The following is a 25009-nucleotide window of genomic DNA, read 5'->3' on the forward strand; positions in this document are numbered from 1 at the left end:
GACGTTCCCAGGAAGGCTCCCGTTGACCCCGCCCCGTACCCCGCAGATCCCGGTCGTCGTCCTGGCGGGCTTCCTCGGCTCCGGCAAGACCACGCTCCTGAACCATCTGCTCCGCAACCGTGCGGGCACCCGGATCGGCGTGATCGTCAACGACTTCGGCGCCATCGAGATCGACGCCATGACCGTCTCGGGGCAGGTCGGCTCGACGGTCTCGCTGGGCAACGGCTGCCTGTGCTGCGCCGTGGACGCGAGCGAACTCGACACCTTCCTGGAGACGCTGACCCGGCCGTCCGCCCGGCTGGACGTGATCGTCATCGAGGCGAGCGGACTGGCCGAACCTCAGGAACTCGTCCGCATGCTGCTGGCCAGCGACAACCCGCACATCCTGTACGGGGGTCTCGTCGAGGTCGTCGACGCGGCGGAGTTCGACGCCACCCGGCAGCGGCACCCCGAGCTCGACCGCCATCTGGCCGTCGCCGACCTCGTCGTCCTGAACAAGACCGACCGGGTGGGGGAGGCCGAACGGGAGCGGCTGCGGGCGACGGTCGCCGAGCTGAGCGGCCCTGCCGCCGTGATCTCCACCGAGCACGGGCGGATCGACCCCGAGCTGCTCTTCGACCCCGCGCTGCGGCCGGACGGCGAGGAGATGGCGGGGCAGCTGAGCTTCGAGGACCTGCTGCGTCAGGAGGAGTGCGACGAGCACGAGGAGTGCGACGGGCACGGGCACGCCGACCACCTCCACGCGGCGTACGAGAGCGTCGACTTCACCGCCGACGTGCCGATGGACCCGCGCCGCCTCATGGCCTTCCTCGACTCCCGGCCCGAAGGGCTCTACCGGATCAAGGGGTTCGTCGACTTCGGCGCGGGGGACCCGGACAACACCTATGCCCTGCATGCGGTCGGCCGGTTCCTGCGTTTCGTCCCCCGGCCCTGGGCGCGCGGGGAACAGCGCCTCACCCAGCTGGTCATGATCGGCTCGGGCATCGACGCCGCAGCGCTGCACGAGGGACTGGCCGCCTGCCGCGCGGAGCCGGGGCCCGCCGCACCGGACATCGAACGCGCCATGTGGGGCGTGCTCCGCTACGTACCGGAGCCCGCCCGCGACGGGGACGCGGAGGCCGGCGAGGCGGAGGTCGACGCACCGGAAGCGGCCGCAGAGGTTTAATCGGGAAGCGACCGCAGAGGCGTAACCCAGGAAGCGGCCGCAGAGGCGTCAGCCCTCGCGGCCGCTCCCCACCGCACGCAAGCGGCGTCGGCCGTACGGCTGCGGTCAGTACAGCGGCGGTCCCGCGATCACGGCCACCTTCTCCAGCAGCGGTGTGCCCGAACCGTCCCGCCTCGGGTCCGGCTCCGGGAGCCTCGCCGGGGTGCCGTTCTTCTGGGCGGCCCGGGCCGGGACGGGACCCGCCCAGGCGAACACCAGGACGTCCTCGCCCTTCAGGAACCGCTGGCAGCGCACCCCGCCCGTCGCCCGGCCCTTGCGCGGATACTGGTCGAACGGGGTGAGCTTGGACGTCAGCACCGAATCGTCCAGCGTGCCGTGCGAGCCGGCCACCGTGAACACGACCGCCTCGGCCGCCGGGTCCACCGCCGTGAACGACAGCACCTCGGCCCCGACCGCCAGCTTGACGCCCGCCATGCCTCCGGCGGGCCGCCCCTGCGGACGCACCGAAGCCGCCGGGTAGCGGAGCAACTGGGCGTCGGACGTGATGAACACCAGGTCCTCCTCGCCCGTCCGCAGCTCGGTCGCGCCCACGATGCGGTCACCGTCCTTGAGGGTGATGACCTCCAACTCGTCCTTGTTGGCCGGGTAGTCCGGCACGACGCGCTTCACCACACCCTGGAGCGTGCCGATCGCGAGCCCCGGCGAGTCCTCGGCCAGCGTCGTGAGGCAGATCAGCTCCTCGCCCGCCTCCAGCGTGAGGAACTCGGAGATCTGCGCCCCGCCCGAGAGATTCGGCTCCGCGTGCGTGTCCGGCAGCTGCGGCAGGTCGATCACCGAGAGCCGCAGCAGCCGGCCGCTCGACGTGACCGCCCCGACATCGCCCCGGGCCGTCGCCGCCACGGCCGACACGATCACGTCGTGCTTGGTCCGCCGGGCGTCCTCGGAGATCTCGACCGGATCCGCGTTCGCCGTCCGGGCCAGCAGGCCGGTCGAGGAGAGCAGCACCCGGCACGGGTCGTCCGCCACCTCCAGCGGCACGGACGCGATCTGTGAACCGGCCGACTCCAGCAGCACCGTGCGCCGGTCCGTGCCGAACTTCTTCGCCACGGCCGCCAGCTCCGAGGAGACCAGCTTGCGCAGCTCCGCGTCCGACTCCAGGATCGCGGTCAGCGCCTCGATCTCGCCGTTCAGCTTGTCGCGCTCGCTCTCCAGCTCGATCCGGTCGAAGCGGGTGAGGCGGCGCAGCGGGGTGTCCAGGATGTACTGCGTCTGGATCTCGCTCAGCGAGAAGTGCGCCATCAGGCGCTCCTTCGCCTGCGCGGAGTTGTTGCTGTCCCGGATGATCCGGATGACCTCGTCGATGTCGAGGAGGGCGACGATCAGACCTTCGACCAGGTGCAGCCGGTCGCGCCGCTTGGTGCGGCGGAACTCGCTGCGCCGGCGCACGACCTCGAACCGGTGGTCGAGATAGACCTCCAGCAGCTCCTTGAGGCCCAGGGTGAGCGGCTGGCCGTCGACCAGCGCCACGTTGTTGATGCCGAAGGACTCCTCCATCGGCGTCAGCTTGTAGAGCTGCTCCAGCACTGCTTCCGGCACGAAGCCGTTCTTCACCTCGATGACGAGGCGCAGCCCGTGGGCCCGGTCGGTGAGGTCCTTGACGTCGGCGATGCCCTGGAGCTTCTTCGCCGAGACCAGGTCCTTGATCTTGGCGATCACCTTCTCCGGGCCGACGGTGAAGGGCAGTTCGGTGACGACGAGGCCCTTGCGCCGCGCGGTCACGTTCTCCACGGATACGGTGGCGCGGATCTTGAACGAGCCGCGGCCCGAGGTGTACGCGTCCTTGATGCCGGTGAGCCCGACGATGCGGCCGCCGGTGGGCAGGTCGGGGCCCGGAACGAAGCGCATCAGCGTCTCGACGTCGGCGCCCGGGTGCTTGATCAGATGCCGGGCGGCGGCGATGACCTCGCCCAGGTTGTGCGGGGGCATGTTGGTGGCCATGCCCACGGCGATCCCGGAGACCCCGTTGACCAGGAGGTTGGGGTAGGCGGCGGGGAGGACGACCGGCTCGCGCTCCTGGCCGTCGTAGTTCGACTGGAAATCGACGGTGTCCTCGTCGATCGCCTCGGTCATCAACGACGTGGCGTCAGCCATCCGGCACTCGGTGTACCGCATCGCGGCCGGCGGGTCGTCGTTGCCGAGGGAGCCGAAGTTGCCGTGGCCGTCGACCAGGGGGAGGCGCATCGAGAACGGCTGGGCCATGCGGACCAGGGCGTCGTAGATCGAGGCGTCGCCGTGCGGGTGCAGCTTGCCCATGACCTCGCCGACGACCCGGGCGCACTTCACATAGCCGCGGTCGGGGCGCAGTCCCATCTCGTTCATCTGGGACACGATGCGGCGGTGCACCGGCTTCATGCCGTCGCGGGCGTCGGGCAGGGCCCTGGAGTAGATCACCGAGTACGCGTACTCGAGGAAGGAGCCCTGCATTTCGTCGACGACGTCGATGTCGAGGATCTTCTCCTCGAAGTCGTCCGGCGGCGGGGTCTTCGTGCTACGGCGGGCCATCGCGGCTGCGACTCCTTCAGGGATTCTGTTCGGGCGACCTGAGCTTGTTCGGGACAACACGTGCTGCTGACGCGGTCCATTGTGGACCGCCCCACTGACAACGCCGACCTCGACCCGTCCGAAGGCCTGTCCGAAGCCGCCCGGGCGGTACGCCGTCGAGGGTGCTCACGACACCATCGACGGAAACATCCACCGAACGGGAACTTCGCCAGGTGCCGGTGCGCTTGCTTAGAGTGGCAGGTCTGGCAGGAAGTCCAGTATCGCGATCGAAGGGACGTACATGCCCATGGGTCACACGGCCACCGCACAGGCCGGCTCCGGCGGCTTGACAGCGACCGAGCACCGCCTGGCCAACGGCCTGCGTGTGGTGCTCTCCGAGGACCATCTGACCCCGGTCGCCGCGGTCTGCCTCTGGTACGACGTCGGCTCGCGCCACGAGGTCAAGGGACGCACCGGCCTGGCTCACCTCTTCGAGCACCTGATGTTCCAGGGCTCGGGCCAGGTCAAGGGGAACGGTCACTTCGAGCTCGTCCAGGGGGCCGGCGGCTCGCTCAACGGCACGACGAGCTTCGAGCGGACCAACTACTTCGAGACCATGCCCACCCACCAGGTGGAGCTCGCCCTGTGGCTCGAAGCCGACCGGATGGGCTCCCTCCTCGCCGCGCTCGACGAGGAGTCCATGGAGAACCAGCGCGACGTCGTCAAGAACGAGCGCCGCCAGCGCTACGACAACGTGCCCTACGGCACCGCGTTCGAGAAGCTGACCGCCCTCTCCTACCCCGAGGGCCACCCCTACCATCACACCCCGATCGGCTCCATGGCCGACCTGGACGCGGCCACGCTGGAAGACGCCCGCGCGTTCTTCCGTACGTACTACGCGCCCAACAACGCGGTGCTCTCGGTGGTCGGCGACATCGACCCCGAGCAGACCCTCGCCTGGATCGAGAAGTACTTCGGCTCCATCCCCTCCCACGACGGCAAGCAGCCGCCGCGCGACGGGACACTGCCCGAGATCATCGGCGAGCAGCTGCGCGAAGTGGTCCACGAGGAGGTCCCGGCGCGCGCCCTGATGGCCGCCTACCGCCTCCCGCACGACGGCACCCGCGCCTGCGACGCCGCGGACCTGGCGCTGACCGTGCTGGGCGGCGGCGAGTCCTCCCGGCTGCACAACCGCCTGGTCCGCCGCGACCGTACGGCGGTTGCGGCGGGCTTCGGCCTGCTGCGGCTCGCCGGAGCGCCCTCGCTGGGCTGGCTGGACGTGAAGACGTCCGGCGGCGTCGAGGTGGAGACGATCGAGGCCGCCGTCGACGAGGAGCTGGCCCGGTTCGCCGCCGAGGGGCCCACCCCCGAGGAAATGGAGCGGGCCCAGGCGCAGTTGGAGCGCGAGTGGCTCGACCGGCTCGGCACGGTCGCCGGCCGCGCCGACGAACTGTGCCGTTACGCCGTCCTGTTCGGCGACCCGCAGCTCGCCCTGACCGCCGTGGGCCGCGTCCTGGACGTCACCGCGGAGGAGGTGCGCGCGGCGGCCGCGGCGGCCCTGCGCCCCGACAACCGGGCGGTGCTGGTCTACGAGCCCATCGAGCCGGCCGACGAGGCCGCCGAGGGCGAAGACGGCACCGAGGGCACCGACGCGCACGAGGGGGCGGCCAAGTGAGCGACGCCGCCGTGACTGGAGTAGCCATGGAGTTCCACCCGCAGCCCACGCCCGGCACGGCCCGCCCCTGGGCCTTCCCGGCGCCCGAGCGCGGCGCTCTGCCCAACGGGCTGACCGTGCTGCGCTGCCACCGCCCCGGCCAGCAGGTCGTCGCCGTGGAGATCTTCCTGGACGCACCGCTGGAGGCCGAGCCCGAGGGCCTCGACGGCGTGGCCACGATCATGTCGCGGGCGCTCTCCGAGGGCACCGACAAGCACAGCGCCGAGGAGTTCGCCGCCGAGCTGGAGCGCTGCGGCGCCACGCTCGACGCGCACGCCGACCACCCCGGCGTCCGGGTCTCCCTGGAGGTCCCGGCCTCCCGGCTGGCCAAGGCGCTCGGCCTGGTCGCCGAGGCGCTGCGGGCCCCCGCCTTCGCCGAGAGCGAGATCGAGCGCCTGGTGGGCAACCGCCTCGACGAGATCCCGCACGAGCACGCCAACCCGTCCCGGCGCGCGGCCAAGCAGCTCTCCAAGGAGCTGTTCCCGGCCACCGCCCGGATGTCCCGCCCGCGCCTGGGCACCGAGGAGACGGTCCGGCGGATCGACGCGGCCGCCGTGCGCGCCTTCTTCGACGCCCACATCCGCCCGTCCACCGCGACCGCCGTGATCGTCGGAGACCTGACCGACATCGACCTGGACGCGCTGCTGGCGGAGACCCTCGGCGACTGGTCGGGCAACACCGCCCAGGCCCGCCCGGTGCCGCCCATCACCGCGGACGACACCGGCCGCGTGGTCATCGTGGACCGCCCCGGCGCGGTCCAGACCCAGCTGCTGATCGGCCGCATCGGCGCCGACCGGCACGAGCGTGTGTGGCCCGCGCAGGTGCTCGGCACGTACTGCCTGGGCGGCACGCTCACCTCCCGGCTGGACCGGGTGCTGCGCGAGGAGAAGGGCTACACCTACGGCGTACGCGCCTTCGCCCAGGTGCTGCGCTCCTCCGGCCCCGACTCGGGCGGCGCCGCGATGCTCGCGATCAGCGGCTCGGTGGACACCGAGTCCACCGGACCGGCCCTGGACGACCTCTGGAAGGTCCTGCGGACGCTGGCCGCCGAGGGGCTGACCGACGCCGAGCGCGAGACGGCCGTGCAGAACCTGGTGGGCGTCGCCCCGCTGAAGTTCGAGACCGCCGCCTCCGTCGCGAGCACGCTGGCCGACCAGGTCGAGCAGCACCTCCCCGACGACTACCAGGCCCACCTCTACGCCCGGCTCGCCGAGACGGGCACCGTGGAGGCGACCGCCGCCGTGGTCAACGCCTTCCCGGTCGACAGGCTGGTCACGGTCCTCGTGGGAGACGCCTCGCGGATCGCCGAGCCGGTGAAGGCTCTCGGTATCGGAGAGGTGTCGGTCGTCACCGGCTGACACCGCCCGCGGAACCGGCCGCCACCGTGCGACCACCGCCGCGAACAGGACCCCGACGGAAGGAATTTCGTCGGGGTCCTGTGCTTTTGCCTGCTTGGTCTGCTTCGCACCCTTTTGGGGAGGTGGTTGCCTGTCTGCCCTGTGGGATGCGCGACAAATCTCCTTGTCCGTTTGGTGATGGGAAGTCGCCCCGCCTAGCGTCGGCCCGGCTGTCCGTCACCCGAATGCCGCAGCCGCGGCGCCGGGCAGTCATCGCCGAGTCCCCGTCAGGCGCGAGCCTGGGGAGCCGGGGACCCACGCAGTCCCTGGGGTGAATCGGAGGCCCGTGCCGCGAACCGGCGCGGGGATCCGTAGGAGACCTTCCTGCTCCGAACCCGTCAGCTAACCCGGTAGGCGAGAAGGAAGGAAAGGAACCAGCCCCTCCATGGCGTTCACCCGTGCCACCGGGAAGCACCGTGCCCCGAGCCGCCTCACGCGCCGGAGCGCCCAGGCCGCCGGCATCGCGGCCCTGGCCACCACCGGAGTCCTCGGCTCGCTGTCCTCCCCGGCCCTCGCGGCGGACTCCGAGGCCGCCAAGGTCGCCGACACCGGCCTCACCCAGGCCATCTCCCTCGACACCACCCTCGCCGAGCAGATCGACGCGCAGGCCCACGCCCAGCAGCGGCAGGCCGACGCGGTCGCGAAGGCGAAGGCCAAGGCGGCCGCAGAGGCCCGCGAGAAGGCCGCCAAGGCCAAGGCGAAGGCCGAGGCCGAGCGCAAGGCCGAGGCCCGCGCCAAAGAGGTCCGCGAGGAGAAGGCCCGCGCCGCCCGCGCCGCCGAGCGCGCCCGGCTGAACGCCTTCCACCTCCCGGTCGCCGGCTCCCACGTCACCACCGGCTACAACACCGGCGGCTCCCTCTGGTCCTCCGGCAGCCACTCCGGCGTGGACTTCCAGGCCGCCTCCGGCAGTTCCGTCGTCGCGGTCGGTTCCGGCACGGTCGTCGAGGCCGGCTGGGGCGGCGCGTACGGCAACAACATCGTGCTCCGGATGGCGGACGGCACCTACACCCAGTACGGCCACCTCTCCTCGATCGGCGTCTCCGTCGGCCAGAGCGTCTCCTCCGGCCAGCAGATCGGCCTCTCCGGCTCCACCGGCAACTCCACCGGCCCGCACCTGCACTTCGAGGCCCGCACCACCCCCGACTACGGCTCCGACATGGACCCCGTCGCCTACCTGCGCTCCCACGGTCTGAACGTCTGACCCCGCCCCGCGCGACCCACCGTCCGAAGGCCCCGGCACCCGCCGGGGCCTTCGGCAATTCCCGCGTGAAGATATCCGTGGATTCCGACCTGCCATCGGAAATTCCAGCGGATTGTCATAGAGTCACGGAACAGACGTCGGGCGGCCGCGTTTCGCGGGGATCAAGGCGGAGGTTCGGATATGCGCATTCCCGCGCATTCGGTATGCACGGCGATCCGTGACGACATCGTCTCCGGTGTCTACGAGCGCGGCAGCCGCCTCACCGAGGAGTTGCTGGCCCGCCGCTACGGGGTCTCCCGCGTCCCGGTCCGCGAGGCGCTGCGCACGCTGGAGTCCGAGGGGTTCGTGGTCACCCGCCGACACGCCGGCGCCTGTGTCGCCGAGCCCACCGTCCAGGAGGCCGCCGACCTCCTGGAGGTGCGGATGCTCCTGGAGCCGCTGGGCGCGGCCCGCGCAGCCCAGCGCCGTACCGAAGCCCACCTCAAGGTGCTGCGCGGTCTGGTCAGGCTGGGCCAGGAGCGGGCCCGCCGGGGCGAGGGCGAGGATCTGCGCTCGCTGGGCGGCTGGTTCCACGAGACCCTCGCCCAGGCCTCCGGCAGCCCCGGGCTCATCGCGCTGCTCACCCAGCTCCGGCACAAGATCGCCTGGATGTACGCGGTCGAGCAGCCGGCCCGCCCGGTCGAATCCTGGGCCGAGCGCGGCGCGATCGTCGACGCCGTGGCGCGCGGCGACGCGGAGCGGGCGAGGGCGCTGACCGCCCAGCACGCGGAACGCTCCACCGCCGAGCACCGGCTCCGCCGTGCGGATCTCCCGGGGCGCCGCGCCGCCCCCGTTCCCCCGGTGAGAAGTTCGCAACACGGCGTAAACACGGCGGGCGTCCGGCATTAACAGAAGCGCCGTATACAAAGAGAAGTAATTTCGGGGCGCCATTTCACGCTGCCCGCATTATCGAGGTGCGGATCTTCCCCGGGTCTTTCCCGATTCCCGGAAACGGAAGAGCCGTGGCCTGTGAAGGGATCACGGGTCACGGCTCTCGCGGGGGTCGCATCCGGACGGACCGGAGACGGAGGGGTCAGACGGTCTCCGGAAGCTCTTCCAGGCCCTCGGCGACCAGCTTCGCCAGCCGGTCCAGAGCGGCCTCGGCGTCGTCCGCGTCGGACGCGAGCACGATCTCCTCGCCACCCTGCGCGCCCAGACCGAGCACGGCCAGCATGGAGGCGGCGTTCACCGGGTTGCCGTCGGCCTTGGAGATCGTCACGGGGACGCCGGAGGCCGTGGCGGCACGGACGAAGATGGAAGCGGGGCGGGCGTGCAGGCCCTCGGCCCAACCGACGTTTACGCGGCGCTCAGCCATGGTTCTGCCCTTCACATATCAACGGTTGTCTAGACCAGTCTCTCATGCAGTGCGTGGTGCTGTGCCCGGCCTCCCGTCCGGCCGTAGGCTTTGGCCATGGAGCCCACGCCGGAACAGAGTCCGCATCACGCGTACCCCGATCACTGGGAAGCGGACGTGGTGCTCCGGGACGGGGGCACCGCGCGCATCAGGCCGATCACCACGGACGACGCCGAGCGACTGGTCAGCTTTTACGAGCAGGTGTCCGACGAGTCGAAGTACTACCGCTTCTTCGCCCCGTATCCCCGCCTATCCGACCGGGACGTGCACCGCTTCACCCATCACGACTACGTCGACCGGGTGGGACTGGCGGTCACGATCGGCGGCGAGTTCATCGGGACCGTCCGCTACGACCGCATCGACGACCGGGGCCGCCCCGCCTCCGCCCCCGCCGACGAGGCCGAGGTCGCCTTCCTCGTCCAGGACGCCCACCAGGGCCGCGGCGTCGCCTCGGCGCTGCTCGAACACATCGCCGCGGTCGCCCGCGAGCGCGGCATCCGGCGCTTCGCCGCCGAGGTGCTCCCCGCCAACAACAAAATGATCAAGGTGTTCCGGGACGGTGGGTACACCCAGCGCCGCAGCTTCGAGGACGGCTCCGTCCACCTCACCCTCGACCTCGAACCCACCGAGAAGTCCCTCGCCGTCCAGCGCGGCCGCGAACAGCGCGCCGAGGCCCGCTCGGTGCAGCGCCTCCTCGCCCCCGGTTCCGTAGCGGTCATCGGCACCGGCCGCACCCCCGGCGGCGTGGGCCGCACGGTCCTGCGCAACCTCCTCGCCGCCGGCTACACCGGCCGCACCTACGCCGTGAACCGCGCCTTCGACGAGGGCCTCGCCACCCTCGACGGCGTCCCCGCCCACCGCTCGCTCGGCGAGATCGACGAGCAGGTCGACCTCGCCGTCATCGCCGTCCCCGCCCACCGCGTCCCCGACGCCGTCGCCGACTGCGGCGAGCACGGCGTCCAGGGCCTGGTCGTCCTCTCCGCCGGTTACGCCGAGCGGGGCGCCGAGGGCCGCGAGCTCCAGCGCGAACTGGTCCGCCAGGCCCGCTCGTACGGTATGCGGATCATCGGCCCGAACGCCTTCGGCATCATCAACACCGCCGAGACCGTCCGGCTGAACGCCTCCCTCGCCCCCGAGTCACCCGCGCGCGGCCGGATCGGCCTGTTCACGCAGTCCGGCGCGATCGGTATCGCCCTGCTCTCCGGCCTCCACCGGCGCGGCGCGGGCCTGTCCTCGTTCATCTCGGCGGGGAACCGGGCCGACGTCTCCGGCAACGACTTCCTCCAGTACTCCTTCGAGGACCCGGACACCGACGTCGCCCTGCTCTACCTCGAATCGCTCGGCAACCCCCGCAAGTTCACCCGCCTCGCCCGCCGCACCGCCGCCGTCAAGCCCGTCGTCGTGGTGAAGGGCGCCCGGCACAGCGGCACCAATCCGCCCGGCCACGCCGTCCCGGTCAGCCGCATCCCCGACACCACGGTCTCCGCGCTGATGCGCCAGGCCGGTGTCATCCGGGTCGACACCGTGACCGAGATGGTCGACGCCGGACTCCTGCTGGCGGGCCAGCCCCTCCCGGACGGCCCCCGGGTCGCCATCCTCGGCAACTCCGAGTCCCTCGGCCTGCTGACGTACGACGCCTGCCTCGCCGAGGGGCTGCGCCCACGCCCGCCGATCGACCTCACCACCGCCGCCTCCCCGCAGGACTTCCGCGACGCGCTGGCCGAGGCGCTCGCGGACGGGAGCTGCGACGCGGTGATCGTCACCGCCATCCCGTGGGTGGGGGAGAACGGGGAGGCCGAGACCGGCGACGGCCAGGTGCTGGCCGAGGCCCTGACCAAGGCGGTGGCCGGGGGGTCGGCCAAGCCGGTGGCCGTCGTCCACGTGGAGATCGGCGGCCTCGCCGAGGCACTGGCCGCCGCGAGCAGCACGGCGGCCCCGCGCCCCCGGACGGCGGCGCCCCGGACCGTATCCCCGGAAGCGGGCGCGGACCGGGCGGCGGCCACCGCCCCGGAAGCGACGAAGGACCGGGTGGGGACCACCGCCCCGGCAACGCCCGCCGCCCGCACAGGACCCACCGCCCCCGGAACCGCGACGGCCACGGCCGCCCTCGGAACACCGGCCCCCGGAACACCGGCTGACGCGACGGCCGACCCCGAGGCCCCGCCCCGCCCCGGCCGCATCCCCGCCTACCCCGCCGCCGAACGGGCCGTCCGCGCGCTCGCCGAGGCCGTGAAGTACGCCCAGTGGCGGCGGCAGGCGGCCGTGCCCGGCAAGATCCCCGAGTTCCTCGACGACACCATCGACGAGGCCGGGGCGGCCGCCCTGATCGAGACACAGCTCGCCTCCGCCCCCGACCCGCGCGGGCGCCCGCTCACCCACGACGAGGCCCGCGAACTGCTCGGCCGTTACGGCATCGACGTACGCCCCACCCTGCCCGCCCCCGACCCCGAGGCGGCCGTCGCAGCGGCGGCCCGGCTCGGCTATCCGGTGGCCCTCAAGACCACCGCGCCCCACCTGCGCCACCGCGCCGACCTCGGCGGGGTCCGCCTCGACGTCGCCGACGAGGAGGCGCTGCGCCGGGCGTACGGAGAGCTCACCGACCTCCTCGGCAAGCCCGCCGAACTGCTTCCCGTCGTCCAGGCGATGGCCCCGCGCGGCGTGGACACCGTCGTGCGGGCCTCCATCGACGCGGCCGCCGGGGCGATCCTCTCCTTCGGCCTCGCGGGAGCGCCCTCCGAACTGCTCGGCGACACCGCGCACCGGCTGGTCCCCGCCACCGACCGGGACGCCGCCGAGCTGATCCGGTCCATCAGGGCGGCCCCGGTGCTGTTCGGCTGGCGCGGCTCGGCCCCGGTCGACACGGCCGCGCTCGAAGAGCTGCTGCTGCGGCTGTCCCGGCTGGTCGACGACCACCCGGAGGTGGTCTCCGTCGCCCTCGAACCCGTCGTCGTCTCCCCGCAGGGACTCACCGTGCTCGGCGCGAGCGTCCGGCTCGCCCCGCCGCCCGCCCGGAGCGATGTCGGCCCCCGCCGCCTGCCGAACTACTGAGACCCGGCGGCCGGTGGCCCCCGGGGCGTCCCCGGCAGTCACCGGCCCGCCGTAGGATGGTGCTCATGGCAAAGACCGGTACGACGACCAAGGGGCTGCGCGCGGCGATCGAGCGCAGCGGCTACTACCCGGCCCTCGTGGCCGAGGCGGTGGAGGCCGCCGTCGGCGGGGAGCCGGTCGCTTCGTACCTGGTCCACCAGGAGACCACGTTCGACTCCAACGAGGTCCGCCGTCATGTGACCGTCCTCGTCCTGACCGAGCACCGGTTCATCGTCAGCCACACCGACGAGCAGGCCGCCGACACCAGCTCCCCGACGCCGTACGCCACCACCTCCACCGAGTCGGTGAAGCTGGAGCGGATCTCCTCCGTCGTCGTCAGCCGGGTGGTGGCCAACCCGGAGAAGTACGTCCCGGGCACCCTGCCCCGCGAGGTCGTCCTGACCATCGGCTGGGGCGCGGTCTCCCGGATCGACCTGGAGCCCGCCGCCTGCGGCGACTCCAACTGCGAGGCCGACCATGGCTACACCGGCAGCTCCACCGCCGACGACCTGAGCCTGCGGGTCAGCGAGGCCGGTGACGGCCCCGACGCCGTGCGTCAGACCCTCGCCTTCGCCCAGGCGCTCTCCGAGGCCACGGCCGCCACCGCGGCGAGTGGCCGCTGATGGCGCAGCCCGCCTGGCAGGACCCCGAGCCGCTGGCCGTCGACACCGCGCCCGTACCGGAGTACGGCAGCGGTTCGCTCGCGGACCTGCTGCCGACGCTCGCCGCCGGACTGGAGGTGCCGGGCTTCACCGCCGCGATCCCCGAGCTGACCCCAGCGGACCGCAACTGCGTCTTCCTGATCGACGGCCTCGGCTGGGAGCAGATCAAGGCCCACCCGGACGAGGCCCCCTTCCTGCACTCCCTGCTCCCCACCTCGCGCGGTGGCACCGGCCGCCCGCTCACCGCGGGCTTCCCCTCCACCACCGCCACCTCCCTCGCCTCCGTCGGTACGGGGCTGCCGCCCGGCGAGCACGGCCTGCCCGGTTACACCGCGCGCAACCCGCGGACCGGCGAGCTGATGAACCAGCTCCGCTGGAAGCCGTGGACCGAGCCGAAGGCCTGGCAGCCGTATCCCACGGTCTTCCAGCTCGCCGACGCCGTGGGCGTCCACACCGCGCAGGTCTCCGCGCCGATGTTCGAGCAGACCCCCCTCACCAAGATCGCGCTCAGCGGCGGATCCTTCCTCGGCCGGCTCTCCGGCGAGGATCGGATGGACGTCGCCGCCCAGCGTCTGGCCGCGGGCGACCGCTCGCTCGTCTACACGTACTACAGCGAGGTCGACGGCAAGGGCCACCGCTTCGGCACCGACTCCGACGCCTGGCGCGGCCAGCTGATGTACGTGGACGGGCTCGCCCGCCGTCTCGCCGAGCAGCTTCCGCCGCGCTCCGCGCTCTACATCACCGCCGACCACGGCATGATCGACATCCCGTTCGACGAACAGTCCCGGATCGACTTCGACGAGGACTGGGAGCTGAGCGCGGGCGTCGCCCTCCTCGGCGGTGAAGGCCGAGCCCGCCACGTCTACGCGGTCCCCGGCGCCCAGGCCGACGTCCTGGCCGTCTGGCGCGAGGTCCTCGGCGAGCAGTTCTGGATCGCGAGCCGGGACGAGGCGATCGCGGCCGGCTGGTTCGGCCCGACGGTCGACGAGCGGGTGTACGGCCGGATCGGTGACGTGGTCGCCGCCGCCCACGACGACGTGATCATCACGGCCTCCGTCAACGAGCCGCACGAGTCGGCGATGGCGGGCGTGCACGGCTCCCTGACCCCCGTGGAACAGCTCGTCCCCCTCCTCGAAGTACGCTCGTAACCCCTTCCTGCCGTACCGCCCCCTCCGAAAGGTGCTCGACCCCTCATGCCCGAGCTGGTGTTCTTCTCCGGAACCATGGACTGCGGAAAGAGCACGCTGGCCCTGCAGATCGGTCACAACCGCTCGGCCCGCGGCCTCCAGGGCGTGATCTTCACCCGGGACGACCGCGCGGGGGAGGGCAAGCTCTCCTCCCGGCTCGGCCTGGTGACGGACGCCGTCGAGGCCGAGGAGGGCATGGACCTGTACGCGCACATCGTGGACCGGGTCAGCCGGGGCGGCCGGGTCGACTACGTGATCGTGGACGAGGCCCAGTTCCTCGCTCCGGACCAGATCGACCAACTGGCCCGCGTGGTCGACGATCTGAAGCTCGACGTCTTCGCCTTCGGTATCACCACGGACTTCCGCACCAAGCTGTTCCCGGGCTCCCAGCGGCTGATCGAACTGGCCGACCGCATAGAGGCCCTCCAGGTCGAGGCGCTCTGCTGGTGCGGGGCCCGCGCCACGCACAATGCCCGGACCGTGGACGGTGAGATGGTCGTCGAGGGCGCCCAGGTCGTCGTCGGCGACGTCAACCGGCAGGCGGGCGAGGTCGGTTACGAGGTGCTGTGCCGCCGCCACCACTGCCGCCGCATGACGAGCGGTTCCGCACGTGCCGGAGCGCTCTCGCCCGACGTCCTTCCGGTGTCGTCGGACTGAGGCTTCACGGTTCCGCCGCACACGGCGGGCCGAGGGGCCCGAGTGCTTGTCCTACGAGAACGGCGGCCGGGCATGACAGACGAACGGAGCGGGGGCGCGTCGGCGCCGCTGCCGGCGAAGGCCGGGCTGGAGGTCGTGGCGCGGGGCGTCGCCGATGAGCTCCCCTCGTACGCGCAGGCCTTCCAGGCCGTCGTCAACGTCGAGGTGGCCCCCCGGGCCACCGTGGCGCGCTCGGCGCCTGGGGCGTCGGCGGAGGCCGACCGGCTGTGGCTGGAGCACGCGCGGACCGCTGCCGTGATCGATGACGAGGGCTGCTTCCTGGTCCGGGGAGCCGGTCGCGACTGGGTCCGGGTGCGCCGCACCGCGCACACCGCGCTCTCCGCCGCCCTCGTGCCCGGGGCCGGCTCCATGGTCGTCGCGATATCCCCGGACGGCCGCCGGCTGTGCGCCCTCACCGAGGAGGACGACGACTACTGGATCGTCGTGCACCGTTTCGAGGACCGTGCCGTGTGACCCGGGGCCTGCCCGCCTAAGGGCTCTCGGTGGAGCCGCTGCCGGTCGACCTGATGACCGTGAACACGGCCCCCTCCGGGTCCGCGACCGTCGCCAGCCTGCCGCTCGCCCCCTCGCGCGGCGGCTGCAGGACGCGCCCGCCCAGCTCGACCACCCGGGCCGCGGCCCGGTCGGTGTCGGCGACCTCGAAGTACGTCATCCAGTGCGGCCCCCGGTCGCGCGGCAGCGCATGGCCGACCCCGTGCAGGGCCGCCACCGCCACGTTGTCCAGATGCAGCGTCTGGTAGTCGAAGTCGGCGGAGAGCACCGCCTCCGTCTCGTAACCGAAGACCGTCTGGTAGAACTTCGCGACCATCGAGGTCTCCCGCGTCACCAGCTCGTTCCACACGGGGGTGCCGGGTACGCCCGCCGTCATCGTGCCGATGTGCTCCGAGCCCTGCCAGATACCGAAGACCGCCCCGCTCGGGTCCGAGGCGATGGCGAGCCGCCCGGCCTCGCCCGCGTCCAGCGGTCCGACCGCGACCGTCCCGCCGCAGGAGCGGACGGCCTCCGCGGTGACGTCGGCGTCGTCGGTGGCGAGGTAGGTGGTCCAGGCGATGGGGAGATGCCGGTCGGGCGGCAGCTGGCCGATGCCCGCGACCTCCTCGCCGTGCAGCAGCCCGCGGACGTAGGGGCCCAGTTGTTCGGGGCCCGGCCGGAACTCCCAGTCGAACAGGGCTCCGTAGAACTCCTGGGTCGCGGTCAGGCCGTGCACGATCAGACTCACCCAGCAAGGTGTTCCGGGCGTGCGCCGGGCGGGGGCCTCGGTCATCGTCTTCTCTCTCCTCGGACCGTTGTGGTGGCCGTGCGGGGGAACGGGACAGCGGCGCCGTCCCGGGTCAGGACGTGGTCCGCGTGCCCCGTGCAGATGCTTGCACCCCCCGGCGCGCGAGACGCACCGGCCGCGCCGCGTCGCCCGGGTTCTCGACGAAGGACGGCCGGATCCCGCCGGCCGTCCTGTCCGGTGCTGTTACGGGTGCCGGCCCCGCTGAGCGAGGATGGCACCCATGAAGCCCATCATCACCGCATCCGAATGCGCGAGCGAGTCGGCCGGGTCCCGGCCCCCCGTGCTCCTGGACGTCCGCTGGCAGCTCGGCGGCCCGAACGGCCGTCCCGACTACGAGGCCGGCCACCTGCCCGGCGCGGTCTTCGTCGACCTCGACGCGGAGCTGGCCGGACCGGCGGGCGACGGCGGCCGCCACCCCCTCCCGGACCCGGAGGCCTTCGGTGCCGTGATGCGCCGGGCCGGGGTCGGCCAGGACACCCCCGTCGTGGTGTACGACGGCGGACAGGGCTGGGCGGCGGCCCGCGCCTGGTGGCTGCTGCGCTGGACCGGGCACCGGGACGTACGGGTCCTCGATGGCGGGCTCGCCGCCTGGACCGGCGTCCTCACCACGGAGATCCCGCACCCCGCCGAGGGCGATTTCCGGCCGAAGCCGGGGGCCCTGCCGACCCTGGACGCGGAAAGTTCGGCGGCCTTCGCCCGGTCGGGTCTGCTGCTGGACGCCCGGGCGGCCGAGCGCTACCGGGGCGATGTGGAGCCGATCGACCGCGTCGGCGGCCATATCCCCGGGGCCGTCTCCGCGCCGACCACGCAGAACGTCGACGCCGACGGCCGCTACCTCCCGGCCGAGCAGCTGGCCGCACGGTTCGCCGGGCTGGGGGCGGAGGGCAGCACCGAGGGCGTGGGCGTCTACTGCGGATCCGGGGTCTCCGGCGCCCACGAGGTGCTGGCCCTGGAGATCGCCGGCTTCACCGGTGTCCTCTATCCGGGCTCCTGGTCCGAGTGGTCCTCGGACCCCGACCGGCCGGTCGCCACGGGGCCCGAGCCCCAGTAACCCCGCAGGGCGGCCCAGGCCGGTCCCGACCGGGGCCGCGCCGGACCACGGTGAAGGAGCGGGGGCCGTACGCCATCGCGTACGGCCCCCGCCCCCACCGGTGGTCATCCCCGGTCAGTCCTGCTTCTTGCGCCGGGTGCCGAAGACGATCTCGTCCCAGCTCGGCACGGCGGCACGGCGCCCCGGCCGGACCCCGTCCGCCTCCGCCTGACGGTCCGTCGTCCCGGTCAGCCGGTCGCGATGACCGGCCACCGCGCGCGGCATCAGTACATCCGCGTACGCCGACCCGGCACCGGCCGAGGCGGCGGCGGCCGGCGGCTCGGCCGCCTCCGCCTCTTCCGCCGGTTCCAGCGCGGGCGGCTCGGGCTGCGTGGGCCGCTCGGGCACGACCATGTCGCCCCGGAAGCTCGGCACCGCCTCCAGCAGGCTGGTCAGCGAGTCACGCTCGCCGGCCGACGCGCTGCTCACGTACTCGTCGGGCTCGGCGACCGGCGCGGGCCGCTCGATCTGCCGGTCCAGGGCCCGGTCCAGCGGGCGCTCGCGGTCGGTCTGCCGGTCGAGGCTCCGGTCCAGCGGTCGGTCGCGCGGCAGCCGGGCGATCCGGGGCACGAACGGGAAGCTGGGCTCCGGCGCGGCGACGTCGTCGGTCTCGCCGATCAGCGAGCGCGCCTCGTCGTCCAGCGCCTGGACCAGCCGCCTCGGCGGGTCGTACGTCCAGCTCGCCGAGTGCGGTTCGCCCGCGACCCGGTAGACCAGCAGGACTTCCCAGGTGCCGTCGTCACGGCGCCACGAGTCCCACTGGACGGTTTCCTTGTCGGCGCCGCGCAGCAGGAGACGTTCCTGCACCGCCTCGCCGAGCTGGGGGCCGGTGTTCTCGCCAGGACGGCGGACAGGAGTCTTCCGGGCCCGCTCGGCCATGAAGGCGCGCTCCGCGAGCACGGGGCCCTCGAAGCGGCGTACACGGTCGACGGGGATGCCCGCGAACTGGGCGACCTCCTCCGCGGAGGCACCGGCGCGTATGCGGGCCTGGATGTCGCGGGGCCGGAGGTGGCTCTCCACCTCGATCTCGATCTGGCCGAGCCGGGCGCGGTCGTTGCGCACGGCGGCGCGCAGCCGCTCATCGATCGGAAGCGTGTACTCCGTGCTGTCCGCAGCCTTGAGCACCAGTCGTGTGCCGTCGTTGGAGACGGCCACGACACGCAGTTCGGGCATGGGGACCTCCCGGGTGGTGCCTGCCGACGTCACGTGCGTCGCTGCTTCCGCTAGTCGAGTGTGACCTGCCCGGGTGCAGCCTGCCACAACCTTGCCAAATTGCCCGGCGTGTCGGGCGCTCGCCCTGGTTCGCCCACCTAGGGTGCCGCCGTCGGCCCCCTCCGTTAGCGGCGGATTCCCACGTCGGAGTCCGCCCCAGGGCTCGTCACAGTACTCCATTCGGGCCACCGGGGTGGACCGGCGCGCCGCCCAAGTTCTCGCGGGCTGCGGGAGTTGAGGTACCCAGTTCTCCGCGAAATGCCCCTGATGCGTGTTGTGCTTCACACAATCACCAGAATCGGAACTATCCACTTCGCTCATTTGTCCCTTCCTGTTGCATGGTGGGAGAGATGTCAAGCAGGGGCTGGTAATGGTTCAGAAGCCGGAAAGTGACGCAGAACCCAAGGAAAGGCGCATAGATCTGAGTCTCCCGCAGGTCGCCGGGAGCGCTGTGGCGGCCGTCGCGGCAGCGGTACTGGCCTCGCAGTTGGGCGTGTACGGCACGATCGCCGGCGCGGGCGTGATGAGTGTCGTCGCCACCTGCGGCGGCTCGGTCTTCCAGCACTTCTTCCGCCGCACCGGCGAGCAGATCCGTGAGGTGACGGTCCAGGTGACCCACCCGGAGGGCCGCCAGGTGACCGTGCACACGAAGGAGACGACGCCCGCCGGGCGCAGAGCCGCCGCGCAGCGGACGGAGCCGGAGCCCACGGGGCCGCACCCGGCGGACGACGCCACCACGGTGCTGCCCACGGTCGGCCCGGGCACGGTGCCGGAAGTGATCCCGGACGCGGAGAGCACCCAGGTGCTGAGGCCGGTCGATACGGACCGGACGCAGATGCTGGACCTCGGCGACGAGCGGACCCGGATGCTCCGCGTCCCGCCGGCCGGAGGCCCCGGAGCCGACACGGACCGCACGCAGATGATCCCGCGCGCCGACGACCGTACGCCGATGCTCCCGCAGGCCGGAGCGGACCGGGTCGCCGGTCCCGACGAGGCGTTCGGCGAGGGCGTCACCCACGGGACCCGGCTGCGCGGCTGGAAGCGCCCCGCGCTCGCGGCCGCCGCGGTCTTCGCGGTCTCGATGGCCGGGATCACCGCGTTCGAGCTGATCTCGGGCAACGACCTCAGCGGCGGCCAGGGCACCACCCTCAGCTCCGTCGTGCGCGGCGGCGGCGACCGGGACCCCGGGCCCGCGGACCCCGCCCCCTCCGGAGACACCGGCCAGGACGGGGGAGCGGACGAGCAGTCCCCGACCCCGGGCGACGGCACCGGATCCGCCCCCGCCACGGACGGCGGCGACGGCAGCGGCACGAGCCCGGACCCGGGCAGGAGCACGGGCGGTGAGAACCCGACCACCGGGCCCACCCCGACGCCCTCCGGATCCGCCGGTGAGCCCACGCCCGAGCCGACGCAGCCGACTCCGTCGGACCCCGGCACCGGCGAACCCTCGACCGGCACGGGCGTCGCCCCCGGGCAGGGCGAGCAGGCCCCGCCCGGCGCCGACGCCGAGTGACCCACCGGCGTACCGCGCACAGCACATCGGCCCCGGCCCCCTCCGCAAGGAAGAGGACCGGGGCCGACGGCGTACCGGAACGCTGCCGGACTCAGTCGCCGAGCACGCGCCGCAGATAGTCGTTGCCGAACAGGCGGTCCGGGTCCAGCCGGTCGCGCAGCGCGGTGAACTCGCCGAAGCGCGGGTAGACCTCGGCCAGGTAGGCCGCGTCCCGGGTGTGGATCTTGCCCCAGTGCGGCCGGCCGGCGTGCGCCGTCATGATCCGCTCGACCGCGGTGAAGTAAGAGCGGTGCGGCGTGCCCTTGTAGAGGTGCACGGCGATGTACGCGCTGTCCCGGCCGGACGCGGTCGACAGGGCCATGTCGTCGGCCGGAGCGGTGCGCACCTCGACCGGGAAGCTGATCTTCAGCGGTGACCGCTCGACCATGGCCTTCAGCTCCCGCAGCACCGTCACCGCCTGCTCGCGCGGAACGGCGTACTCCATCTCCACGAACCGCACCCGGCGCGGGCTGGTGAACACCTTGTACGGGATGTCGGTGTACGTACGCGCCGACAGCGCCCGGCTGGAGAGCCTGGCGATCGAGGGGATCGTCGCCGGGACCGCCCGGCCGAGCGAACAGGCCACCTGGAAGACCCCGTTGGACAGCAGCTCGTCGTCGATCCAACTGCTCACCCGGCCGGGCGGGGCGGCAGGGCCGGCGCTGCGGTTGTTGCGCTTGGTGTTGCAGTTCCCGGTGTGCGGGAACCAGTAGAACTCGAAGTGCTCGTTCTCGGTCACGAGCTGGTCGAAGTCCTCGGTGACCCGGTCGAAGCCCATCGGCTCCTCGCGGGCCGTCAGCAGGAAGATCGGCTCCACGGCGAGGGTGACGGCGGTGATCACCCCGAGGGCGCCGATCCCGACCCGGGCCGCGGCGAAGATCTCCGGGTTCTCCTCGGCCGAGCAGACCAGGACCGTGCCGTCGGCGGTGACCAGCTCCAGCGCCCGGATCTGCGCGGATATGGAGGCCGATTCCCGGCCCGTGCCGTGCGTGCCGGTGGAGGTCGCCCCGGCGATCGTCTGCTCCATGATGTCGCCCATGTTCGTGAGCGACAGGCCCTCGCGGGCGAGAGCGGTGTTGAGCCGCTTGAGCGGAGTGCCCGCCTCCACCGTCACGGTCATCGCCTCACGGTCGATGCCCCGTATCCCGGTGAGCAGGTCCGGGCGGATCAGCACCCCGTCGGTGGCGGCCGCCGCCGTGAAGGAGTGGCCCGAACCGACCGGCTTGACCCGCAGGCCGTCCGTGTGCGCCCGGCGCAGCACGTCCGCGAGCTCGTCCACGGACGCGGGTGACTCGGTGCGGGCGGGCCGGGCGGTGACGGTGCCCGCCCAGTTACGCCACGCGCTCGTCGTCCGTGCGTAGGTCTCGGTCATCTTCCCCGCGCCCTCCCGTCGCAGCCGGCCCGGCCAGCCGGCGATATCCCAGGAACGCCACCGCCGCCGCGAGCGCTCCCGCCACGACGGGCACCGCGTACCCCGCCTTCGCCCCGGCGGCGTCGACCACCCAGCCGGCGGCCGAGGAGCCGAGCGCCACTCCGACCGCGAGCCCGGTACTGGTCCAGGTCATGCCCTCGGTCAGCTTGGTGCGCGGTACGTGCGCTTCGACGAGGGCCATGGTGGTGACCATCGTCGGTGCGATGGCGAGGCCCGCGACAAAGAGCGCCACGGCCAGCAACGGAAGGTTCCCGGCCAGTAGGAGGGGGATCATACTCACGGCCATCGCGCCGACACCCACCAGCCACCTGGTCGCGGGGTTCCCCTTCAGGTGCAGCAGGCCGAACACGGCCCCCGCGAGGCACGAGCCGAGGGCGTAGACGGCCAGCACCAGGGAGGCCGCCGCCTTGTGGCCGCGCTCCTCGGCGAAGGCCACGGTCACCACGTCCACGCCCCCGAAGATCGCACCGGTCGCCACGAAGGTGGCCACCAGGACCTGGAGCCCCCGCGAGCGCAGCGCCGAGCCACCGGTGTGCTGCGACTTCGGGTGCGGCATCGGCTCGGTCGCGCGCTGCGCGGTCAGCCAGAACACTCCGACCAGCAGGAAGGCGGCGGCGATCAGCGGCCCGGCCTCCGGGAACCACGCGGTGGAGAGGCCGATGGAGATGATCGGGCCGAAGATGAAGCACACCTCGTCGACGATCGACTCCCACGAGTACGCGGTGTGCAGATCCCGGCCGGAGCCCCGGTAGATCTCCGCCCAGCGGGACCGGACCATCGACCCCACGCTCGGCACACAGCCCGCGCCCACCGAGAAGACGAACAGCGTCCACTCCGGCGCCCCCTGCTGGGCGCAGACCAGCAGACCCGCCACCGCCGCCACCGCGACCAGCGTCACCGGGCGCAGCACCCGGCGCTGCCCGTAGCGGTCGACGAGCCGGGAGACCTGGGGGCCGCACACCGCGGCCGACATCGCCAGGGTCGCCGACAGCGCCCCGGCCAGTCCGTAGCGGCCGGTGAGCTGGGAGACCATCGTGACGACGCCGATGCCCATCATGGACAGCGGCATCCGGCCGAGGAAGCCTGCGGCGGAGAACCCCTTGGTACCGGGGGCGGAGAAGATGGCGCGGTAGGGGCTGGGCAAGGGGGTACTCCGGTCGTGCCTGTCAGGCGTATAGCTGGCCCATACAGCTTACGGTCGGGCGGAGGCCCCGGACACCGGATTTCGGACGGACCCGGGGAGCGGTTCCGGACGGACCGGGAGAGCGGTTCCGGCGGGTTCACCACCGGCCGTTCCGCGCTTTCCCGACGGACCGTCGGATGTCGGTTGCCGCCCCGCCGGAGGAGGGTGGCAGGATCGACGGCATGTCCGATCTGCGCGATCCCGCTCCCTACGACGCCCTGCTGCTGCTCTCCTTCGGCGGCCCCGAGGGCCCGGACGACGTGGTCCCGTTCCTGGCGAACGTGACCCGCGGCCGCGGCATCCCCGAAGAACGCCTCAAGGAGGTCGGTCAGCACTACTTCCTGTTCGGCGGGGTCAGCCCGATCAACGCGCAGAACCGCGCGCTGCTGGAGGCCCTGCGCAAGGACTTCGCCGACCACGGCGTCGACCTGCCGATCTACTGGGGCAACCGCAACTGGGCCCCGTATCTGACCGACGTCCTGCGCGAGATGACCGCCGACGGACACCGCCGGATCGCCGTCCTCGCCACCAGCGCCTACGCCTCCTACTCGGGCTGCCGCCAGTACCGCGAGAACCTCGCCGAGTCGCTGGCCGCCCTGGAGGCCGAGGGGCTCGATGTGCCCCGGGTCGACAAGCTCCGCCACTACTTCAACCACCCCGGCTTCGTCGGCCCGATGGCCGACGGCGTCCTCGCCTCGCTCGCCGAACTCCCCGAGGACGTCCGGGCGGGCGCGCACATCGCGTTCACCACCCACTCCATCCCGACCTCGGCCGCCGACGCCTCCGGCCCGGTGGAGGCCCACGGCGAGGGCGGCGCGTACGTGGCCGAGCACCTCGACGTGGCGCGGCTGATCATCGAGGCGGTGCGCGCCGAGACCGGCGTCGAGCACCCCTGGCAGCTCGTCTACCAGTCCCGCAGCGGCGCCCCGCACATCCCGTGGCTGGAGCCCGACATCTGCGACCACCTGGAGGCGCTGCACGGCGAGGGCATCCCCGCGGTCGTGATGGCGCCCATCGGCTTCGTCTCGGACCACATGGAGGTGCTGTACGACCTCGACACCGAGGCCACCGCCAAGGCGGCCGAGCTCGGTCTGCCGGTCCGCCGCTCCGCCACGGTGGGCGACGACCCGCGCTTCGCCGCCGCCGTACGGGACCTGGTCCTGGAGCGTGCCGCGAGCGAGCGCGGCCGGGCGGTCGAGCGCTGCGCGCTGGGGTCGCTGGGGCCCTCCCACGACCTCTGCCCCGTCGGCTGCTGCCCCGCGAGGGCTCCGAAGCCCGCCGCCGCGGGCGCCGACAGCCCGTACGCGTAGCCCGCAGGACCGCCCGTACGCCCACCCGACCGTGCGCACCGATCACCTGGGAGCACCGTGACCGACCCCGCCCTGTCCGAACTGCTCGACCTCGCTCTCGAAGCCGCCCGCCGCGCCGGAGCCCTGCTGCGCGACGGCCGCCCCGCCGACCTGGGGGTGGCCGCGACCAAGTCCAGCCCCATCGACGTGGTCACCGAGATGGACATCGCCGCCGAGAAGCTGATCACCGGCTACCTCACCGACTTCCGCCCCGACGACGGTTTCCTCGGCGAGGAGGGCGCCAGCTCCCCGGGCTCCACCGGCATCCGCTGGGTCATCGACCCGCTCGACGGCACGGTGAACTACCTCTACGGCCTGCCGACCTGGGCCGTCTCCATCGCCGCCGAGCGCGACGGGGAGCGGGTGGTGGGGGTCGTCGAGGCCCCGATGCGCCGGGAGACGTACCAGGCGGTGCTCGGCGGCGGTGCGTTCGCGAACGGCGAAGCGCTGCGCTGCCGGCCCACCGCGCCGCTGGACCAGGCCCTCGTCTCGACCGGCTTCAACTACGTCGCCCACGTCCGCGCCCACCAGGCGGACGTCGCCCAGCGGCTGATCCCCAGGCTCCGTGACATCCGGCGCAGCGGTTCGGCCGCCGTCGACCTCTGCGACGTGGCGGCGGGCCGGCTCGACGGCTACTACGAGCGCGGGCTGCACCCCTGGGACCTGGCGGCGGGCGACCTCATCGCCCGGGAGGCGGGCGCGCTGACCGGCGGTCGCCCGGGGTTGCCCGCCGACGGCGACCTGACGGTGGCCGCGACCCCCGGCGTCTTCGAGCCGCTGCAGGCCGCACTCGACGAGCTGGGCGCCTGGCACGACTGACCCGAAGCCCCTGGTGGGGCCCTGGGAGC

General features: G+C 72.8%; 20 protein-coding genes and 1 riboswitch. Of the genes, 14 read left to right on the plus strand and 6 right to left on the minus strand.

The annotated features are described in order from the left end of the window. Positions 1-22: 22 nt before the first annotated feature. The gene (locus WQO_RS27055) at positions 23-1165 is read left to right on the plus strand and encodes a CobW family GTP-binding protein (protein WP_010063432.1); all 1143 of its coding nucleotides are present in this window, start codon (positions 23-25) and stop codon (positions 1163-1165) included. A gap of 105 nt (positions 1166-1270) precedes the next feature. Here WQO_RS27055 and WQO_RS27060 read toward each other — a convergent pair whose 3' ends face one another. Then, the gene (locus tag WQO_RS27060) at positions 1271-3727 is read right to left on the minus strand and encodes a DNA gyrase/topoisomerase IV subunit A (protein WP_010063431.1); all 2457 of its coding nucleotides are present in this window, start codon (positions 3725-3727) and stop codon (positions 1271-1273) included. Between the two features lie 280 nt (positions 3728-4007). Between WQO_RS27060 and WQO_RS27065 the strand changes: the two genes are divergently transcribed. From WQO_RS27065 to WQO_RS27080, 4 genes are all read left to right on the plus strand, one after another. Then, a complete protein-coding gene (locus WQO_RS27065) occupies positions 4008-5381 on the plus strand; it encodes a M16 family metallopeptidase (RefSeq protein WP_010063430.1) in 1374 nt (457 codons plus the stop codon). 26 nt (positions 5382-5407) lie between these two features. Beyond that, complete coding sequence (locus WQO_RS27070; RefSeq protein WP_010063429.1) at positions 5408-6778, plus strand: M16 family metallopeptidase; 1371 nt, start codon at positions 5408-5410, stop codon at positions 6776-6778. A gap of 243 nt (positions 6779-7021) precedes the next feature. Beyond that, a riboswitch (cyclic di-AMP (ydaO/yuaA leader) is annotated at positions 7022-7188 on the plus strand. Between the two features lie 14 nt (positions 7189-7202). Beyond that, positions 7203-8018 carry a M23 family metallopeptidase gene (locus WQO_RS27075; RefSeq protein ID WP_058954115.1) on the plus strand — a complete coding sequence of 272 codons (816 nt, stop codon included), beginning with the start codon at positions 7203-7205 and terminating at the stop codon, positions 8016-8018. A gap of 180 nt (positions 8019-8198) precedes the next feature. Continuing rightward, the gene (locus WQO_RS27080) at positions 8199-8906 is read left to right on the plus strand and encodes a GntR family transcriptional regulator (RefSeq protein WP_010063427.1); all 708 of its coding nucleotides are present in this window, start codon (positions 8199-8201) and stop codon (positions 8904-8906) included. 184 nt (positions 8907-9090) lie between these two features. On the opposite strand, the gene WQO_RS27085 is transcribed toward WQO_RS27080, so the two are convergent. After that, complete coding sequence (locus WQO_RS27085) at positions 9091-9372, minus strand: HPr family phosphocarrier protein (RefSeq protein ID WP_010063426.1); 282 nt, start codon at positions 9370-9372, stop codon at positions 9091-9093. A 96-nt stretch (positions 9373-9468) separates the two neighbouring features. Between WQO_RS27085 and WQO_RS27090 the strand changes: the two genes are divergently transcribed. The 5 genes from WQO_RS27090 to WQO_RS27110 all read left to right on the plus strand — a co-directional run bounded on the left by WQO_RS27090 (position 9469) and on the right by WQO_RS27110 (position 15517). Beyond that, complete coding sequence (locus tag WQO_RS27090) at positions 9469-12459, plus strand: bifunctional acetate--CoA ligase family protein/GNAT family N-acetyltransferase (RefSeq protein ID WP_058954116.1); 2991 nt, start codon at positions 9469-9471, stop codon at positions 12457-12459. A gap of 65 nt (positions 12460-12524) precedes the next feature. Continuing rightward, positions 12525-13121: a DUF5998 family protein gene (locus WQO_RS27095; RefSeq protein ID WP_006128099.1), complete on the plus strand. Its 597-nt coding sequence runs from the start codon at positions 12525-12527 to the stop codon at positions 13119-13121. Further along, positions 13121-14308, plus strand: coding sequence for an alkaline phosphatase family protein (locus tag WQO_RS27100; protein WP_010063423.1), 1188 nt, complete (start codon positions 13121-13123; stop codon positions 14306-14308). Before WQO_RS27095 ends, WQO_RS27100 begins: the two co-directional genes overlap by 1 nt. Positions 14309-14353: 45 nt before the next feature. Next, entirely contained in the window at positions 14354-15004 is a 651-nt protein-coding gene (locus WQO_RS27105; protein WP_010063422.1) for a thymidine kinase, read from the plus strand. 72 nt (positions 15005-15076) lie between these two features. Continuing rightward, a complete protein-coding gene (locus tag WQO_RS27110; RefSeq protein WP_010063421.1) occupies positions 15077-15517 on the plus strand; it encodes a hypothetical protein in 441 nt (146 codons plus the stop codon). Positions 15518-15533: 16 nt separating this feature from the next. Here the strand turns inward: WQO_RS27110 and WQO_RS27115 are convergent, their stop codons facing one another. Continuing rightward, on the minus strand, positions 15534-16328 hold the full coding sequence (locus tag WQO_RS27115) for a VOC family protein (protein WP_010063419.1): 795 nt from the start codon (positions 16326-16328) through the stop codon (positions 15534-15536). Positions 16329-16563: 235 nt separating this feature from the next. Between WQO_RS27115 and WQO_RS27120 the strand changes: the two genes are divergently transcribed. Then, entirely contained in the window at positions 16564-17394 is an 831-nt protein-coding gene (locus WQO_RS27120) for a sulfurtransferase (RefSeq protein ID WP_010063418.1), read from the plus strand. Between the two features lie 114 nt (positions 17395-17508). On the opposite strand, the gene sepH is transcribed toward WQO_RS27120, so the two are convergent. Further along, complete coding sequence (sepH, locus tag WQO_RS27125) at positions 17509-18606, minus strand: septation protein SepH (RefSeq protein ID WP_010063417.1); 1098 nt, start codon at positions 18604-18606, stop codon at positions 17509-17511. A gap of 490 nt (positions 18607-19096) precedes the next feature. Between sepH and WQO_RS27130 the strand changes: the two genes are divergently transcribed. Further along, the gene (locus WQO_RS27130; protein WP_010063416.1) at positions 19097-20158 is read left to right on the plus strand and encodes a hypothetical protein; all 1062 of its coding nucleotides are present in this window, start codon (positions 19097-19099) and stop codon (positions 20156-20158) included. A 91-nt stretch (positions 20159-20249) separates the two neighbouring features. On the opposite strand, the gene WQO_RS27135 is transcribed toward WQO_RS27130, so the two are convergent. After that, on the minus strand, positions 20250-21569 hold the full coding sequence (locus WQO_RS27135) for a D-arabinono-1,4-lactone oxidase (RefSeq protein WP_010063415.1): 1320 nt from the start codon (positions 21567-21569) through the stop codon (positions 20250-20252). Further along, positions 21529-22773, minus strand: coding sequence for an MFS transporter (locus WQO_RS27140; RefSeq protein WP_010063413.1), 1245 nt, complete (start codon positions 22771-22773; stop codon positions 21529-21531). The genes WQO_RS27135 and WQO_RS27140 overlap by 41 nt, the downstream gene beginning before the upstream one ends. Positions 22774-22994: 221 nt before the next feature. Here WQO_RS27140 and WQO_RS27145 point away from each other — a divergent pair, with 221 nt between their 5' ends. Then, positions 22995-24122, plus strand: a complete 1128-nt coding sequence (locus WQO_RS27145) for a ferrochelatase (RefSeq protein ID WP_010063411.1) — start codon at positions 22995-22997, stop codon at positions 24120-24122. Positions 24123-24179: 57 nt separating this feature from the next. Next, positions 24180-24980, plus strand: coding sequence for an inositol monophosphatase family protein (locus WQO_RS27150; RefSeq protein ID WP_010063410.1), 801 nt, complete (start codon positions 24180-24182; stop codon positions 24978-24980). Positions 24981-25009 lie beyond the last annotated feature (29 nt).

The sequence above is a fragment of the Streptomyces globisporus C-1027 genome, assembly GCF_000261345.2.
GTDB lineage: Bacteria > Actinomycetota > Actinomycetes > Streptomycetales > Streptomycetaceae > Streptomyces > Streptomyces pakalii.

What these genes read in the sequence shown, in the direction of transcription:
- WQO_RS27060 (WP_010063431.1), bottom strand. Translation starts at nt 3,727, where the DNA reads ATGGCCCGCCGTAGCACGAAGACCCCGCCGCCGGACGACTTCGAGGAG.
- WQO_RS27065 (WP_010063430.1), top strand. Translation starts at nt 4,008, where the DNA reads ATGCCCATGGGTCACACGGCCACCGCACAGGCCGGCTCCGGCGGCTTG.
- WQO_RS27070 (WP_010063429.1), top strand. Translation starts at nt 5,408, where the DNA reads ATGGAGTTCCACCCGCAGCCCACGCCCGGCACGGCCCGCCCCTGGGCC.
- WQO_RS27075 (WP_058954115.1), top strand. Translation starts at nt 7,203, where the DNA reads ATGGCGTTCACCCGTGCCACCGGGAAGCACCGTGCCCCGAGCCGCCTC.
- WQO_RS27080 (WP_010063427.1), top strand. Translation starts at nt 8,199, where the DNA reads ATGCGCATTCCCGCGCATTCGGTATGCACGGCGATCCGTGACGACATC.
- WQO_RS27085 (WP_010063426.1), bottom strand. Translation starts at nt 9,372, where the DNA reads ATGGCTGAGCGCCGCGTAAACGTCGGTTGGGCCGAGGGCCTGCACGCC.
- WQO_RS27090 (WP_058954116.1), top strand. Translation starts at nt 9,469, where the DNA reads ATGGAGCCCACGCCGGAACAGAGTCCGCATCACGCGTACCCCGATCAC.
- WQO_RS27095 (WP_006128099.1), top strand. Translation starts at nt 12,525, where the DNA reads ATGGCAAAGACCGGTACGACGACCAAGGGGCTGCGCGCGGCGATCGAG.
- WQO_RS27100 (WP_010063423.1), top strand. Translation starts at nt 13,121, where the DNA reads ATGGCGCAGCCCGCCTGGCAGGACCCCGAGCCGCTGGCCGTCGACACC.
- WQO_RS27105 (WP_010063422.1), top strand. Translation starts at nt 14,354, where the DNA reads ATGCCCGAGCTGGTGTTCTTCTCCGGAACCATGGACTGCGGAAAGAGC.
- WQO_RS27110 (WP_010063421.1), top strand. Translation starts at nt 15,077, where the DNA reads ATGACAGACGAACGGAGCGGGGGCGCGTCGGCGCCGCTGCCGGCGAAG.
- WQO_RS27115 (WP_010063419.1), bottom strand. Translation starts at nt 16,328, where the DNA reads ATGACCGAGGCCCCCGCCCGGCGCACGCCCGGAACACCTTGCTGGGTG.
- WQO_RS27120 (WP_010063418.1), top strand. Translation starts at nt 16,564, where the DNA reads ATGAAGCCCATCATCACCGCATCCGAATGCGCGAGCGAGTCGGCCGGG.
- sepH (WP_010063417.1), bottom strand. Translation starts at nt 18,606, where the DNA reads ATGCCCGAACTGCGTGTCGTGGCCGTCTCCAACGACGGCACACGACTG.
- WQO_RS27135 (WP_010063415.1), bottom strand. Translation starts at nt 21,569, where the DNA reads ATGACCGAGACCTACGCACGGACGACGAGCGCGTGGCGTAACTGGGCG.
- WQO_RS27145 (WP_010063411.1), top strand. Translation starts at nt 22,995, where the DNA reads ATGTCCGATCTGCGCGATCCCGCTCCCTACGACGCCCTGCTGCTGCTC.